The sequence below is a fragment of the Cupriavidus sp. U2 genome (assembly GCF_009663685.2).
Taxonomy (GTDB): Bacteria; Pseudomonadota; Gammaproteobacteria; order Burkholderiales; family Burkholderiaceae; genus Cupriavidus; species Cupriavidus necator_C.
On record NZ_RCOG02000002.1, the window covers coordinates 533,121 to 549,149 of the forward strand.

General features: G+C 66.0%; 15 protein-coding genes. 13 read left to right on the forward strand and 2 right to left on the reverse strand.

Going from position 1 to position 16,029, the window contains the following annotated elements; all coding sequences use genetic code 11:
• Positions 1-8 precede the first annotated feature (8 nt).
• The 7 genes from msrB to D9X30_RS04020 all read left to right on the forward strand — a co-directional run bounded on the left by msrB (position 9) and on the right by D9X30_RS04020 (position 3,560).
• Positions 9-416, forward strand: coding sequence for a peptide-methionine (R)-S-oxide reductase MsrB (gene msrB, locus D9X30_RS03990; RefSeq protein WP_153948173.1), 408 nt, complete (start codon positions 9-11; stop codon positions 414-416).
• A 94-nt stretch (positions 417-510) separates the two neighbouring features.
• On the forward strand, positions 511-1,065 hold the full coding sequence (locus D9X30_RS03995; protein ID WP_153948172.1) for a septation protein A: 555 nt from the start codon (positions 511-513) through the stop codon (positions 1,063-1,065).
• A gap of 47 nt (positions 1,066-1,112) precedes the next feature.
• On the forward strand, positions 1,113-1,397 hold the full coding sequence (locus tag D9X30_RS04000) for a BolA family protein (RefSeq protein WP_092595714.1): 285 nt from the start codon (positions 1,113-1,115) through the stop codon (positions 1,395-1,397).
• Positions 1,398-1,432: 35 nt separating this feature from the next.
• Positions 1,433-2,227, forward strand: a complete 795-nt coding sequence (locus D9X30_RS04005) for a peptidylprolyl isomerase (RefSeq protein ID WP_092595716.1) — start codon at positions 1,433-1,435, stop codon at positions 2,225-2,227.
• Positions 2,228-2,428: 201 nt separating this feature from the next.
• A complete protein-coding gene (locus D9X30_RS04010; protein WP_153948171.1) occupies positions 2,429-2,770 on the forward strand; it encodes a hypothetical protein in 342 nt (113 codons plus the stop codon).
• A 163-nt stretch (positions 2,771-2,933) separates the two neighbouring features.
• Positions 2,934-3,377, forward strand: coding sequence for a hypothetical protein (locus tag D9X30_RS04015; protein ID WP_153948170.1), 444 nt, complete (start codon positions 2,934-2,936; stop codon positions 3,375-3,377).
• Positions 3,378-3,419: 42 nt separating this feature from the next.
• Positions 3,420-3,560 carry a hypothetical protein gene (locus tag D9X30_RS04020; protein ID WP_153948169.1) on the forward strand — a complete coding sequence of 47 codons (141 nt, stop codon included), beginning with the start codon at positions 3,420-3,422 and terminating at the stop codon, positions 3,558-3,560.
• 66 nt (positions 3,561-3,626) lie between these two features.
• Here D9X30_RS04020 and purL read toward each other — a convergent pair whose 3' ends face one another.
• On the reverse strand, positions 3,627-7,673 hold the full coding sequence (gene purL, locus D9X30_RS04025) for a phosphoribosylformylglycinamidine synthase (protein ID WP_153948168.1): 4,047 nt from the start codon (positions 7,671-7,673) through the stop codon (positions 3,627-3,629).
• 301 nt (positions 7,674-7,974) lie between these two features.
• Complete coding sequence (locus D9X30_RS04030) at positions 7,975-8,571, reverse strand: winged helix DNA-binding protein (RefSeq protein WP_153948167.1); 597 nt, start codon at positions 8,569-8,571, stop codon at positions 7,975-7,977.
• Between the two features lie 204 nt (positions 8,572-8,775).
• On the opposite strand from D9X30_RS04030, the gene D9X30_RS04035 reads away from it, so the two are divergent.
• The 6 genes from D9X30_RS04035 to D9X30_RS04060 all read left to right on the forward strand — a co-directional run bounded on the left by D9X30_RS04035 (position 8,776) and on the right by D9X30_RS04060 (position 15,862).
• Positions 8,776-10,146 (forward strand): amidase, encoded by a 1,371-nt coding sequence (locus D9X30_RS04035; protein WP_153948166.1) that lies wholly within the window; start codon positions 8,776-8,778, stop codon positions 10,144-10,146.
• Positions 10,147-10,279: 133 nt separating this feature from the next.
• A complete protein-coding gene (locus D9X30_RS04040) occupies positions 10,280-11,251 on the forward strand; it encodes a TRAP transporter substrate-binding protein (RefSeq protein ID WP_153948165.1) in 972 nt (323 codons plus the stop codon).
• A 124-nt stretch (positions 11,252-11,375) separates the two neighbouring features.
• Positions 11,376-11,927 carry a TRAP transporter small permease subunit gene (locus D9X30_RS04045; protein WP_153948164.1) on the forward strand — a complete coding sequence of 184 codons (552 nt, stop codon included), beginning with the start codon at positions 11,376-11,378 and terminating at the stop codon, positions 11,925-11,927.
• Positions 11,927-13,237, forward strand: coding sequence for a TRAP transporter large permease (locus D9X30_RS04050; RefSeq protein ID WP_153948163.1), 1,311 nt, complete (start codon positions 11,927-11,929; stop codon positions 13,235-13,237). Before D9X30_RS04045 ends, D9X30_RS04050 begins: the two co-directional genes overlap by 1 nt.
• A gap of 55 nt (positions 13,238-13,292) precedes the next feature.
• A complete protein-coding gene (locus D9X30_RS04055) occupies positions 13,293-14,918 on the forward strand; it encodes an NAD(P)H-hydrate dehydratase (protein ID WP_153948162.1) in 1,626 nt (541 codons plus the stop codon).
• On the forward strand, positions 14,915-15,862 hold the full coding sequence (locus tag D9X30_RS04060) for a DMT family transporter (protein ID WP_153948161.1): 948 nt from the start codon (positions 14,915-14,917) through the stop codon (positions 15,860-15,862). Before D9X30_RS04055 ends, D9X30_RS04060 begins: the two co-directional genes overlap by 4 nt.
• Positions 15,863-16,029: the final 167 nt, after the last annotated feature.

Below are 16,029 nucleotides of genomic sequence, written 5' to 3' on the forward strand. Positions count from 1 at the left end.
GAAACGAGATGACTACCACCAAGACCGACGCCGAATGGCGTGACCAGCTGTCCGACATCGAGTACCGCGTGACGCGCGAGGCCGCCACCGAGCGTCCGTTCACGGGCCGCTACTGGGACCACTGGGACCAGGGCATCTACCACTGCGTAGGCTGCGGCACCCCGCTGTTCGAGTCGGCCACCAAGTTCGACGCCGGCTGCGGCTGGCCCAGCTATTTCCGTCCGATCAACGGCGAGGTGATTGCCGAGCACGTGGACCACAGCCACGGCATGACGCGGGTGGAAGTCCGTTGCAAGGAATGCGGCAGCCATCTGGGCCATGTCTTCGAGGATGGCCCGGCCCCGACCGGTCTGCGCTATTGCATCAACTCGGCTGCGCTAAAATTCGACGATCGCGATCCGGCTGATCGCGGGTGACGCCACCCGCACACCGGACGCCACGTCCGATCCGCCTGGCGGATTCCCAGCGGGCCCGGCCGCATGCCGGGCTCGCCAACCTGATTTGGTCCGCATGAAATTCCTGTTCGACCTGTTCCCGGTCATCCTGTTTTTTGTCGCATTCAAGCTGTTCGGCATCTATCCGGCCACCGCGGTGGCCATCGTGGCCACGGTGCTGCAGATCGCGTGGGTGCGCATCCGTCATGGCAAGGTCGAGCCGATGCAATGGGTCAGCCTGCTGATCATCGGCGTTTTCGGCGGCGCGACGATCGTTCTGCACAATGAAACCTTCATCAAGTGGAAGCCCACGGTGCTCTACTGGCTGTTTGCGGTCACACTGATCGGCTCGGTCATCGGCTGGCGCAAGAACCTGATCCGCGCCATGATGGAAAAGCAGGTCACGATGCCGGACGCGATGTGGGGCCGGCTCAACGTTGCATGGGCCGCGTTCTTCGCCGTGATGGGCGTGCTGAACCTCTACGTGGCGTATCAGTTTTCCACCGATACCTGGGTCAATTTCAAGCTGTTTGGCAGCATGGGCCTGATGGTCGTCTTCATCGTCGCGCAGAGCATCTGGCTGTCGCGCCACATCGAGGAAACCCCGTCGCGGGAAGGCCGCTCCGAATAGGCGCAGCCGCCCTGCCGCACCCGATGACAATCCCGAAGGACTAACCGATGGCCGCCGATCCCGCCACCATCGACGCGCTGCTGCGTGCGGCGCTCGAACCCTCCCACCTGCACGTCCACGACGACAGCGCGGCCCATGCGGGCCATGCCGGCGCGGCGTCGGGTGGGGGTCATTACAACGTTCTGATCGTCAGCAACCGGTTCGCTGGCCATTCGCGCGTGACCCGCCACCGTATGGTGTATGATGCGCTGCGCGAACTATTCCCCGCGCAGATCCATGCGCTGGCCGTCAGCGCGTACACCGACCAAGAATATCAATCCCGCGAAGCATGACGCGACGCGCTCTCGCTACTCTCAGACCTGACTCCATGAAGACCACCGTCCTCTCGTTCAGCCTGGCGGCTGTGCTCGCTGCTGGCAGCCTGCCCGTGTTCGCCCAGAACGCCGCCGTTGTGAATGGCAAGCCCATCCCGTCGGCCAAGGTGGACAAGCTGATCGCCGGCACCGGCCAGCCCGCCTCGCCCGAACTGCGCGACCGTGCCCGCACCATGCTGATCGACCGGGAACTGCTGGTGCAGGAAGCCTCCAAGCGCGGCATCCTGCAACGCGACGACGTTCAGGACCAGCTCGAACAGGCCCGCCTGAACGTGCTGGCCGGTGCGGTGTTCGAGGACTACGTCAAGACCCATGGCGCCAGCGACGACGAACTGCGCAAGCAATACGAGAAGATCAAGGGCCAGTTCGGCAATGGCAAGGAATACCACGCCCGCCACATCCTGGTGGAAAAGGAAGCGGACGCCAAGGCACTGATCGCCAAGATCAAGGGCGGCGCCAAGTTTGAAGACGTAGCCAAGGCATCGTCGAAGGACACCGGCTCGGCAGCCAATGGCGGCGACCTGGACTGGGCCAACAGCGGCAGCTACGTGCCGGAATTCTCGGCGGCCATGACCGGCCTGAAGAAGGGCCAGATGACCGATACGCCGGTCAAGACCCAGTTCGGCTGGCACATCATTGAACTCGTGGACGTGCGCGACCAGAAGATCCCGACGTTCGAGGAAGTGAAGCCTCAGCTCCAGCAGATGCTGATGGGCGACCAGGCATGGCAGCGCGAGCAGTTCCAGGCGATGATGAAGTCGCTCAAGGACAAGGCCAAGATCCAGTAATCCCCTTGCTTGCTGCATACAAAAACCGGCGCCTGTGCGCCGGTTTTCTCTTTTTGGGGCGCACCTTGGCGCGCTCGGTAACATTCTAGTGCAGTTGGCGGGTTCCATCGCTCCTCCGGCCCCAGTAATATCGAAGGGCTCGACGAAGCCGGACACCCGTCCCGCCAAGGTATCGAGCGTCAGGATCGAGGGCATATTGCTATGGGCATGATGAGCGGCTACTGGTACATGTGGCATCTCTATTCCAGCGGCATGGTCTACTGCGCCCTAGGCATGCCCCATATCGAATGCACTGGCCGCCGATGGCGCGACCTTCATCCTCACCTGCCGACGCGCGACCGCTACGCCCAGTCAAAGCTGCTGCAAGCGACCGTCGCGTTCATGGAAGTACGTGGCGAAATCCCCGTACCGCCCGGCGCAGACCGTATGCGCCTGCTCTATTCCCGCTACCTGCCATGGAGCGAGCGCCTGCGCGCGCAGCAAGCCCAGCCGTTGCAAACTGGCGAACACCCCGTCGACCTCCCCGCTCCTGTCACAGTCTGAGATCTTTCTCATGACCTGAAGCAAGCGCCGGTTTTCTGGACACACAAGTTCACAAAACCCCTCTTGGCGCACCCATTCTCGAGGCCTAGGATCACTGCGTTGCGAACGTGAAGGCATGCATTGCCCCACACGCAGTCTTGTCCAATGGCTTTCAGGGAGTGGTATGACAGGCGTATCCGAACTGTTCGGCTGGTTTGTTTTCAACGTGGCGATTCCGCTGCTGGCGCCGTTCGCCCTGCTGCCCTTTGCGAAGGTGGCAGTGTTCTCGCGCTCACGCGGCCAGGGGATTGTGCGGCGGGCGGTTCAGGATGGGCAGTTGCTGTGGGCGGCAATTCCGCTGAGCGCCAGCGCCTGTTATGGGCTTGCTGGGTGGATCGATCAGACCGACGGCCCCCATCTGGGCGCCTGGATGTTCTTGTGCCTGCACGTCCTGCTGATCGTCGCCGGCTGCCTGCTGGTGCTGCTTGGCGCGATGGATGCCCACCCCAGGGGTCGCAGCAAGCGCGCGGAAATCAATCTCGTTCTACGCCTTTCGGTCTTGCTGAGCCTTCTTGGTGCCGCGGCGTCTACATCGGCCCGTCTGGCGCTGACTTCGACTGCCAGTTGACCTTCGTCAAGGGGCTTCCGCAAATCGTACGAGGAGAAAATCATGAGCAAGTTTCTGACCCGGTTTTTCGAAGATGACGAGTTTCAGTTCAAGGTCTTGAAGCGCGCCGAGTGGGGCATCATCGCCTACGCGGCGTTCACCTTTATCTTCTTTTTCGCATGGCTCTATCTGGTCAGGCGATGACACCGCACCCTAGGCCATAAAAAACGCCCGCTTGCGCGGGCGTTTCGTTCGAAGCAGCAGGTTCTATCAGCCGACCCACTTGCGCGCATTGCGGAACATGCGCATCCACGGGCTGCCACCATCGGGGATGTCCTTCCATGCGTCAGGTGCCCAGCTCATGGTCGCGGTTCGGAACACGCGCTCCGGGTGCGGCATCAGCGCGGTGAAGCGGCCGTCCACGGTCGTCACCGACGTGATGCCCTGCGGCGAGCCGTTCGGGTTCAGCGGATAGGTCTGCGTCACGACACCGCGGTTGTCGACGAAGCGCAGCGCCACGGCAACCTTCGCAATATCGCCCTGCTGCGAGAAATCGGCAAAACCTTCGCCATGCGCCACGGCGATGGGGATGCGGCTACCCTCCATGCCGGCGAAGAAGATCGACGGCGACTGCTGCACTTCCACCGTAACGAAGCGTGCTTCGTACTGCTCGGACTGATTGCGCGTGAACTTCGGCCATGCACCGGCGCCCGGGATGATCGGGGCCAGGTTGCTCAGCATCTGGCAGCCATTGCAAACACCCAGCGCGAAAGTGTCCTGGCGGTTGAAGAACGCCGCGAACTGCTCCGCCATCTGGCCGTTGAACAGAATCGTCTTGGCCCAGCCTTCGCCGGCGCCGAGCACGTCGCCGTAGCTGAAGCCGCCGCAAGCCACGAAACCCTTGAAATCGGCCAATGTGGCGCGACCGGCGATCAGGTCGCTCATATGGACGTCGACCGTGTCGAAACCGGCCAGGTCCATGCTGTAGGCCATCTCGATCTGCGAATTGACGCCCTGCTCGCGCAGGATCGCCACACGCGGACGGTTACCGGTGGCGATGAACGGCGCAGCAATGTCTTGCGCCGGATCGAAGGTCAGCACGGGGCTGATGCCAGGATCGGCGGCGTCCAGAACGCGGTCGTACTCGCTGTCGGCGCAGGCCGGGTTGTCGCGCAGCCGCGCGATACGCCAGCTCACCTCGGTCCAGGTACGCTGCAGATCGGCACGGGCAGCGCCGAAGACCTTCTTCGCGTCGCGATAGATCTCGATCTGGTCGTTCGTGTTCGGCTTGCCGATCACGTGGCTGCACGCCGACAGGCCGGCCTCGCGCAGCACCGCGAATACGGCATCGCGCTCTTCGGCACGCACCTGGATCACCGCGCCCAGTTCTTCGGAGAACAGCGCCCGCAGCGTCTGGTCGTTGCGGCGTTCGGCAACCTGCTGCGCCCAGTTTTTGGCGTCGCCGTAGTCCTGCTCCTGGTTCGGGTCCAGCGTCAGCATGTCCACGTTGAGCGACACGCCCGTACGGCCGGCGAAGGCCATTTCCGCAACGGTTGCCATGAAGCCGCCGTCGGAGCGGTCGTGATAGGCCAGCAGCTTGCCTTCGCGGTTCAGACGCTGGATCACATTGAAGAAGTTCTTCAGGTCTTCCGGGCTGTCCACGTCCGGCGCGCGGTCGCCCACCTGCTGCGTCACCTGCGCCAGGATGCTGCCGCCCATGCGATTCTTTGCACGGCCCAGGTCGATGGCGATCAGCGTGGTATCGCCCAGGTCGGTACGCAGTTGCGGCGTCAACGTCCGGTTGGTGTCATCCACTGCGGCAAACGCCGAGATGATCAGAGAAACCGGCGCCACCACTTCCTTGTCGCCATCGGCATCGGACCACTTCGTGCGCATCGACAGCGAATCCTTGCCCACCGGGATGCTGATGCCCAGCGCCGGGCACAGTTCCATGCCCACGGCATGCACCGTGTCGTACAGCTTCGCGTCCTCGCCGGCTACGCCGCACGCGGCCATCCAGTTGGCCGACAGCTTGACCTTGTTCAGATCCTTGACCGGGGCAGCCGCCAGGTTCGTCAGCGCCTCGCCGATGGCCATGCGGCCAGAGGCCGGGGCGTCGATCACGGCCAGCGGCGTGCGCTCGCCCATCGTCATGGCTTCGCCAGCGCGGCCCTTGTAGTCGAGCGTGGTCACCGCCACGTCCGCCACCGGCACCTGCCACGGACCCACCATCTGGTCACGTGCGTTCATGCCACCCACGGTACGGTCGCCGATGGTGATCAGGAACGACTTGCTGGCCACGGTCGGGTGGCGCAGCACGTCGCTCACGGCCTGTTCCAGTGCGATGCCGGTCACGTCCACCGGCGGCAGTTCGCGCGCCACGCGCTGCACGTCGCGATGCATGCGCGGCGGCTTGCCCAGGAGCACGTCCATCGGCATGTCGACTGCGAAGTGCTCCTTCAGCGCGGCGTCCACATCGGCGTCCACCAGCTGCAGTTGCTTCTCCTCGGTGGCGATACCCACCACGGCGAACGGCGACCGTTCGCGTTCGCACATGGCCTGGAAGCGCGGCAGGTCGTTCGGCGCAATGGCCAGCACATAGCGTTCCTGCGACTCGTTGCACCAGATTTCGGCGGGCGACAGGCCAGACTCTTCAAGGTGCACCTGGCGCAATTCGAAGCGTGCGCCACGACCGGCACCGTCAACCAGTTCCGGGAAGGCGTTCGAAATGCCGCCTGCGCCGACGTCGTGGATCGACAGGATCGGGTTGTCGTCGCCCAGTTGCCAGCAGGCGTTGATCACTTCCTGGGCACGGCGCTCCATTTCAGGGTTGCCACGCTGCACCGAATCGAAGTCGAGGTCGGCCGTGTTGGTACCGGTCGCCATCGAGCTGGCGGCACCGCCGCCCATGCCGATGCGCATGCCCGGGCCGCCCAGCTGGATCAGCAGCGTGCCGGCCGGCAGCGGGTCCTTGTGCGTATGGCCGGCGTCGATATTGCCGATGCCGCCTGCAATCATGATCGGCTTGTGGTAGCCGCGCACCGTGCCGCCCACATTTTGCTCGTAGACACGGAAGTAGCCGCCCAGGTTGGCACGACCGAATTCATTGTTGAACGCGGCGCCGCCCAGCGGGCCGTCGATCATGATCTGCAGCGGCGATGCGATGCGGTCCGGCTTGCCGGTCACGCCGGGCTTGTCGTCCGGGTTGCGATGTGCCACCGGCTGTGCGGCGTCGCGGGCATTTTCCCAACTCTCGACGGCATCGGGCAGCATCAGGTTCGACACCGTGAAGCCGGTCAGACCGGCCTTGGGCTTGGCACCACGGCCCGTGGCGCCTTCGTCGCGGATTTCACCGCCGGCGCCGGTCGAGGCGCCCGCGAACGGCGAGATCGCGGTCGGGTGGTTGTGCGTTTCCACCTTCATCAGCGTGTGGGTCAGCGCCTCGTGGCGGCCATATTTCTGGTCCGCGCCGCGCGGGAACCAGCGTTCGGCCACGTCGCCTTCCATCACGGCCGAGTTGTCCGAATAGGCGACGATCGAGCCCTGCGGATTCAGCTGGTGCGTGTTGCGGATCATCGCGAACAGCGACTTGTCCTGCGTCACGCCGTCGATGGTCCAGGTGGCGTTGAAGATCTTGTGGCGGCAGTGTTCGCTGTTGGCCTGGGCGAACATCATCAGCTCGACGTCAGTCGGGTTGCGGCCGAGCTTGCCGTAGTTTTCCAGCAGATAGTCGATTTCGTCGTCGGAAAGCGCCAGGCCCATGGCCGTATTGGCGTCAACCAGGGCGCTACGCCCTGCCGAAATGTCGATGAACTGCAGCGGCTTGGCGGGCAGTTCCTGGAACAGGCCGGCCGCTTCCTCGCGCGAGGCGATCACGGTTTCGGTCATGCGGTCGAACAGGTGCGCAGCCACGGCGGCACGGGTGCCGGCGTCCAGCGTCTTGCGGCCGCGCAGCAGGCCCTTCTTGCAGACCACGGTGATCTCGATGCCGCGCTCGATGCGGTGCACGTGCGTCAGGCCGCAGTTATGGGCGATATCGGTGGCTTTGCTGGCCCACGGCGAAATGGTCCCGAAGCGCGGAATCACCACGAAACGGTCGCCCTCGGGCTGGGCCGTGAACGGCGCGCCATAGGTCAGCATCGCGCCGATGCGCGTCTGGTCCTCGGCGGACAGCGGCGTGTCCGAATCGACAAAATGCACGAACTGGCCATGCACGGACTCAATATCGGCGTCGACTTGTTGCAGGGCGGCAAGCAGGCGTTGCTGACGGAAAGCGGAAAGCGCCAAAGCGCCGGGGAAGCACGAGAAATGCGCCATGATCGGTACGGTCAGGAGGCGTAGGAAGGTGAGGCTAAACGGCGGCTGGCACTGCTGAATGGAATGCCGGCATGCGGGAAACCGCTATTGTACCTTGTTGGCGGCCGCTTTTTGCATTGCGCAATGCGGCGCGGACGGACAGCCCCGGGAAAGTCTGACCCGGGACCGCAATTTGGCCTGGCTCGTGGCGCATCCGGCGCCTCGAACGCCGTCGTCAATCCACCCTGGCCTGATCTCCGCGAAAACACGAAAGTGGCCGATTTCACGCGAAAGCCGCGCAAAATCGCCCGAAAAAGTGCCTTCAGAGAGAGGTGGCGGAGCGCGCGGCCTGCTCGTAGAGACCTGTCAGCACGCGCAACAGCCGCGCCAGTTCGCCGATCTCGACGTTTTCATCACTGCCCTCCGTGAAATTGCTGGTCAGGCATTGCTCGCGGATTTCCCGATACCGGGCGCAGGCCTCGGTACCGGCCTGCGTGGTGGCGTAGGTGGCCTCCTTGCCCACCCGCTCGCCGGCCACCAGCCCAAGCCCCACAAGCTTCTTCAGGGAATATGTCACCAGGTGGGTGTCCTCGACGTTAAGGACGAAGCAGATATCGGCCAGCCGCTTGGCCCGGCCGCGATGGTTCACATGGTGCAGCACCAGCACATCCAGGAAGGTCAAATCCCGCACGCCGGCCGCGCCCATGCAGCGGACCACCCAGCGGCTATAGGCGTTGTACGCCGTATTCAGGCCAAACTCGAACTCGGACAGCTCCGGGCTGCGTACCGACACCAGGTGCGACGACGACACAATGTTGACGCCTGCGGCCCGGGTCAGCGGCGCGGTCCGTGCCGGGGCGTCCAGGGTCGCGCCCTCGGCGGCATCGGCGTGGCGTTCCGGGGCGGGCTTGCGGGCCATGAATGGGTCTCCCAGTAAGGTCGGCGGGTGCAGCGGGTGATGGCCAAGGTGGCCACGGTGGCGATAGGTGAAAGCCCGAAGCGGGTTCGGGCAATTTCAGCTTGACAGTTTATCGGCGAATTCTCAGCATGAATACCTTAATTCACAGAGGCAATGCGTGGATGCGGTCTGGTTCCGCAACGCCTTTCATCGTCACGCCGCCGCATGCTGCCTCATCCCGATCCGCTCGAATCGCTTGAATCGATCCACACCAGCCTGCGCGCCGGCCAGACGTCCCGCGCGGACCTGATCGCCGACGCGGCCGCCCGGGCCGCGAGCCCCGCCGGCAAGGCCGTCTACCTTCACACCACCTTAGATGCCGCCCGCCAGGTGGCGCACGCCGCCGACGCCGCCGCGCGCGCCGGCAAGCCGCTGCATCCGCTGGCCGGCCTGCCCGTATCGGTCAAGGATCTGTACGACGTGGCCGGCGAGGTCACGCGCGCCGCGTCGGCCGCCCGTGAGGACGCGGCACCCGCCACGGCCGATGCCGCCGTGGTAGCCCGGCTGCGCGCGGTCGGGGCGGCCCTGATTGGCCGCACCAACATGACCGAATTCGCGTTCTCGGGCGTCGGCATCAATCCCCATTTCGGCACGCCGGTCAACCCGTGCGACGACACGACCGCACGCATTCCGGGCGGTTCTTCGTCGGGCGCAGCGGTTTCCGTCGCGCTGGGCACGGCCGTGGCGGCATTGGGCAGCGACACAGGCGGATCGATCCGGATTCCGGCCGCCCTGTGCGGCATCACCGGCTACAAGCCCACCGCGCGCCGTGTGCCGCTGACCGGCGCGTTTCCGCTCTCCTCCACGCTGGACACGGCCTGCGCCATGGCACGCACGCTGTCCGACTGCATTGCCGTGGACAGCGTCATCGCCGACGCCCCGGTCATTCCGGTCGTCAACGCGCCCACGGCCCTGCGGCTGGCCATTCCGCGCCAGCTGGTGCTCGACGACATGGACGACGCCGTGGCGCGTGCCTTCGACCGCGCCATGGGCCGGCTGTCGGCGGCGGGGGTACACGTGGAACACGTGGACATGCCCGAGCTGGCCGAACTGGCCGGCCTCAACGCGGCCGGCGGTTTCTCGGCGCCCGAGGCCTTTTCGTATCACCGCGCCCTGCTGGCCACCCATCGCGACCGCTACGACCCGCGCGTGCTGAGCCGTATCGAGCGCGGCGCCGCGATGAGCGCGGCCGACTACATCGCGCTGCACCGCGCCCGGCTGGACTGGATTGCCCGCATGGAAGCGCGCCTGGCACCGTTCGATGCCGTGGTCTGCCCGACCGTGCCGATGGTGGCCCCGCCGATTGCCCCGCTGGTGGCCGACGACGCCCTGTTCTTCCGCACCAATGCCCTGCTACTGCGCAATACGTCGGCCTTCAATTTCCTGGACGGCTGCTCGGTGTCGCTGCCGTGCCAGGCGCCGGACGAACTGCCAGTGGGCCTGATGCTGTCGCACGGCCCGATGCGCGACGCGCACCTGCTAGGCACGGCCCTTGCATTGGAATCGATCGTTCGACCGTCACAGCACGCAGGCTGAGCCAGGCCCGCGCCGTGACCGCGGTACCGCGCTTATGTCTCAGACATTGAGGCCCAGCGCGGCGGCAGTTCCAGGTAGTTCCAAACCCGCGCAGCCGGGCAGGCGCCCGAGCGCAACACCAGGAGAGATCGAGATGCGAGTCAAGGCAATGGCAGTCGCGGCGGCGGCACTGCTGCTGGCCGCCACGGCGGCACGGGCGGATACCAAGTGGGACCTGCCAACCGGATACCCGGCCACCAACCTGCACACCGAAAACCTGCAGCAGATGGCCAACGACGTGGAAAAGGCCACGGGCGGCAAGCTCAAGATCGTCATCCATCCGAACGGCTCGCTGCTCAAGGCCAACGAGATCAAGCGCGGGGTGCAGACCGGCCAGGTGCAGATGGGCGAGATCCTGATGTCGCTGCTGGCCAACGAGAATCCCGTGTTCGGCGTCGATGCGGTGCCATTCCTGGCCACCAGCTACGCCGATTCGTACCGGCTCTGGCAGGCCTCGAAGCCGGTCACCGACAAGGTGCTCGACCGCCAGGGCATGAAGCTGCTCTACGCGGTGGCCTGGCCGCCACAGGGCATCTACGCGAACAAGCCGATCAACAGCGCCGCCGACATGAAGGGCCTGAAATGGCGCGCCTACAACCCGGCCACCTCCAAGATCGCCGAACTCGTCAGCGCCCAGCCGGTGACGATCCAGGCCGCCGACCTGGCCCAGGCGCTGGCCACGGGCACGGTCAACTCGTTCATGTCGTCGGGCGCCACCGGCGTGGACACCAAGGTCTGGGAATCGGTCAAGTACTTCTACACCGTCGATGCCTGGCTGCCCAAGAACATGCTGGTGGTCAGCAAGAAGGCGTTCAACGCGCTGGACAAGCCTACCCAGGACGCCCTGCTCAAGGCCGTGGCGGACGCCGAGAAGCGCGGCTGGCAGGTCTCGGAACAGAAGACCAAGGAATACCTGGGCACGCTGTCGAAGAACGGCATGACCGTGGCCCCGCCGTCGCCCCAGCTCAAGGCCGACATGCAGAAGGTGGGCGAAGTCATGGTGGGCGAATGGGCCAAAAGCGCCGGCGACGACGGCAAGGCCATCCTCGACGCCTATCGCAAATAAGCAGCCGACCACGGCTTGAACGCCGGCCACGCGTTTTGTTCCACCGGCACGGCGCGCATGCCGCAGGGCATCGCGCCGGGCTTGTTCCATGCTGTCCGCAGTATTACCGGTAGCCTGTTATCTCATGGAAGCCCCTCTCATCAAGAAGCGATGGCTCGACCATCTGCTTGACGCGTTTGCCGTCCTCGGTGCGCTCTGCATCCTGGCGGTCTGCATCATGATGATCGCGATGTCGATCTCACGCGAGACCCTGTTCGTGCTCAAGGGCGGCGACGACATCGTCGCCTGGCTGTGCGCGGCATCGGCCTTTCTGATCCTTGGCCAGACCTTCCAGCACGGCGGCATCGTGCGCGTGGAGATGCTGCTCGATGCGGTCGGCCCCCGCCGCCGCTGGCCGCTGGAGGTGGTATCGCTCACGATCTGCGTGGTGTTCGCTGGCTATGCCGCGTGGGCGCTTGGCACGTTCGCCTGGCAAAGCTGGGACATCAACGATGTTTCGCAAGGCCAGATCGTGATCCCGCTCTGGATTCCGCAGAGCTTTGCCGTGCTCGGCGCCATCGGCTTCCTGCTGGCCGTGGCCGACGAATGGCAGCGCGTGGTGCGCCGGCAGAAGCCGCGCTACCAGCTGGCGCAGGAAGCCAAGCTGGCCGCCGGCGATTTCGGGGAGACCATCTGATGAGCACCGTACTCGTTGCACTGGTCCTGTTGCTGGTCATGATCGTCTTCCTGGCCATTGGCGCCTGGATCCCCGTCGCCATCGCCGTCACGTCATGGGTGGGTCTGGTGATCTTCTCCGACCACGACGCGCTGGTGAACCTGGCCAACGCGTGGTGGTCGTCCAGCGCCTCGTATACGCTGGCGTCTCTGCCGCTGTTCGTATGGATGGGCGAAATCCTGTTCCGCACCAAGCTGTCCGAGCAGATGTTCAACGGCTTGTCGCCGTGGCTGAACTGGCTGCCCGGGCGTCTCATGCACGTCAACATCCTGGGCTGCGGCATCTTCGGGTCGGTCTCGGGCTCGTCGGCCGCCACCTGCGCCACGATCGCCAAGTCCGCCCTGCCCGAACTGACCCGGCGCGGCTACGACGAACGCGTCACGCTGGGGTCGCTGTCGTGCGCGGGCACGCTTGGCATCCTGATACCCCCGTCGATCACGATGGTCGTGTATGCGGTATCGGCCGATGTGTCGATCATCCGCGTGTTCCTGGCCGGCTTCCTGCCCGGGCTGCTGCTGATGCTGCTGTTCTCGGGCTATATCGTCGTCTGGGCGCTGATGAATCCGAACCGGACCCCGCCGGCCGAGACCTTCGGCTGGGGCGCCCGCCTGGCCTCGATCCGGCAACTGATGCCCTGCATCATCCTGATCGCCTTCATCACCTGGATCATGATGGCCGGCTATTCCACCGCCACCGAGGCGGCCGCGTACGGCGTGGTGGCATCGCTGGGCCTGGCCTGGGCGGGCGGATCGCTGACACGCAAGGCGTTCTGGGAAAGCCTGATGTCGGCCACCCGCCTGACCGCGATGATCATGTTCGTACTGGGCGCCACGTCGTTCCTGTCGGTCACCATGAGCTTCACGGGCATTCCGCGGGCACTGGCCGAGTGGGTTGCCGCGCTGCACCTGTCGCCGTGGGCGCTGATCGCGGTGCTGACCGTGATCTACATCCTGCTGGGCACGGCGCTGGACGGCATCTCGATGATCGCGCTGACCACGGCCACGGTGCTGCCCATGGTGCAGGCGGCCGGGTTCGATCTGGTATGGTTTGGCATCTTCATCGTGCTGCTGGTGGAAATCGCCGAGGTGACCCCGCCCGTGGGCTTCAACCTCTTCGTGCTCCAGAGCATGACCGGCAAGGACAGCAACTATATAGCGCGCGTGTCGCTGCCGTTCTTCATGATGATGGTCGTTGCCATCGGCATCATCACGGTGTGGCCCACCGTGGTCACCTGGCTGCCCGACGTGGTGATGGCGAAGGAGCTCAAGTAAGCTCCGGACACCCGCAGTCATCCTCAGGAAACCCACCCGGATGCGTGAGCCCGACATGAATACCGACGTCACCGCTTCCTCCCTGTCCGCCACCCAGCCGGGCACGCCGGCCGAGACCGCCGCCGCGCCCGTCTGGTTCCCGCTCGATGCGGCCGGAGACGATCCGACCCCGCTCTACGACGTGGCGGCGATCCGCCGGGTCGAACAGGCCGGGCTGGACGCCACGGCGCCCTTCACGCTGATGTCGCGCGCGGGCGCCGCCGCGGCAGACTGGATCCACCAGCATGTGCCCAGTGGCCGCATCCTGTTCCTGGCCGGCCGTGGCAACAACGGCGGCGATGCGTTGGCGGCCGCCACGCGCCTGCATCAGGCCGGGCGCCTGGTCGAAGCGTGGCTGATCGCCGAAGCAGACCAGTTGCCGGTCGATGCCGCGCGCGCCTGGTTCGACGCCCGCGCCGCCGGCGTGCCGCTGCTGGCCACGCATCCGGACCCCGAGGCGGCCTTGCCGCCCTGGCCCACCGGCTGCGTCGCGGTCGTCGACGGCTTGCTCGGCATCGGTCTGAACCGTGCCGCCGATGGCGAGATGGCACGCTGGATTGCGCATCTGAATGCGTCGCACCTGCCGGTGTATGCGCTCGATATCCCGAGCGGGCTCTTTGCCGATACGGGCGCAGGGCAGCCGGCCGTCCGGGCGCGCCGCACGCTGACGTTCCTGGCCGCCAAGCCGGGCCTGCTGACACTGGATGGCCGCGACTGCGCGGGCGCCATCGACATCGCCCCGCTAGGCCCGGACTATCCGCCTGCCGAGCGGCCGGTGGCCATCGTCAACCAGCCCGGCGCGTTCCTGCATGCGCTGCCGCGCCGCGACCACGCCGCGAACAAGGGCCGCTTCGGCAGCCTGGCCGTGATCGGCGGCAACCATGGCATGACCGGCGCACCGCTGCTGGGTGCGCGCGCCGCGCTGCATCTCGGCGCGGGCCGCGTGCACGTGGGCTTCCTGGCCCAGCCGGCACCGGCCATCGATCCGGTTCACCCGGAACTGATGCTGCATCAGGTGAACGAACTGTCGCTCGATGCGATGTCGGCTTTCGTGGTCGGGCCCGGCATGGGCAGTGGCACGGCAGCGCGCAAGCAACTGGTCAAGCTGATCGACTTCTGTGCCAATGCGGAGCTGCCGCTGGTGCTCGACGCCGATGCCCTGAACCTGCTGGCGGCTGACGAAGCCCTGAACCAGTCGCTGATCGACAGCGGGCTGGACTACGTGATGACGCCGCACCCGCTCGAAGCCGCGCGCCTGCTGGGCAGCCATGTGGCCGACGTGCAGCGCGACCGCCTGGCTGCCGCGCACGCACTGGCCACCCGCTGGCAAGCCACGGTCGTACTGAAGGGATCCGGCACGGTCATCGCAACGGCCGAGAGCGCTCCCGCCACCCTCAATCCCACCGGCAATGCCGGGTTGTCCACGGCCGGCACCGGCGATGTGCTGGCCGGCATGATCGGCGCGTTGCTGGCGCAAGGCGTGCCGATGCTGGCCGCCGCACGTGCCGGGGTATGGATTCACGGGCGCGCCGCCGATCGGCTGGTGGACGCCGGCACCGGTCCCGCCGGTCTGACCGCGAGCGAGCTCTACCTGCCCGCACGGGCCATCTTCAACGCGTTGCTGCAAGGCGGCGCGGCATGACCCAGGTTGGCACACTGGCCGGCGGCGAAAATGGCGATGGCGCGCGGCGGCGCCTGCTGACCGGCATCGCCCTGCTGGTTATGGGGCAATGGATTCTGAGCCTGCTCGACGCCACGGGCAAGACGCTGACCCAGCAGGGCCTGCCCGTGGTGGCCGTGGCGTGGGTCCGTTATCTGGGCCACGTCGTGGCGATCTTCCTGCTGATCGGGCCGGCGCGCTGGCAACGGCAGTCGCGTCCCGCCGCGCCGCGCCTGCAGTGGCTGCGCGGCGCGCTGATGCTGGCCTCGACGCTGGTGTTCTTCAGCGTGCTGAAGCTGATGCCGCTGGCCACCGCCACCGCGCTGAACTTCTGTGCGCCGCTGATCGTCGTGGCGCTGTCGCCGTGGTTGCTGGGCGAGCGCCCCGGCGTACATGCGCGATGGACGCGCTGGATCGGCGTCGGCATCGGCTTCGCCGGCATGCTGGTGGTGGTCCGCCCCGGCGGCGAACTCGACGCCGTGGGCGTGGGGCTGGGCCTGCTGTCGGCGCTGCTGTTTGCGCTGCTGCAAATGCTGACGCGCCGCATCGCCGCGCATGACGCGCCCATGACAACGCTGATCCAGAGCGGCGTGACGGGTGCCGCGCTGACCACGCTGCTGGTACCGTTCTTCTGGTTCGCGTCCGTGCCGACGCCGACGCAAGCGGCGCTTCTGCTTTCGGCAGGCCTCACCGGGTCGCTTGGACACTACTTTGTGATCCGCGCATTCCAGTATGCAGACGCTTCGTTCCTGAGCCCGTTCCTGTATCTGCAGATCTTTTCCGCTACCGTGGTCGGATACTTCGCATTCGGCCACCTGCCGGACTGGACCACCGCCCTGGGCATTGCGGTGATCTGCGCCGGCGGCCTGTGCGTGGCAGGCGGCGAACCCGTGCTGCGCCGGGTGGCCACGCGGCTACGCCGCTAGTCGCCCCAGGCTGCCGCCGACGGCGGCGAACGCGCGCTGGCGCACATACTCCGCGTTCGTGACGGCGCACAACCACTGCGCAGCCCCGCGCACAAACCCGGCCCCACGTCGGACAACGCCCGATACGGCGGGAGCGACTCGACTGTTAAGGTTTTGCAGATGCCGCA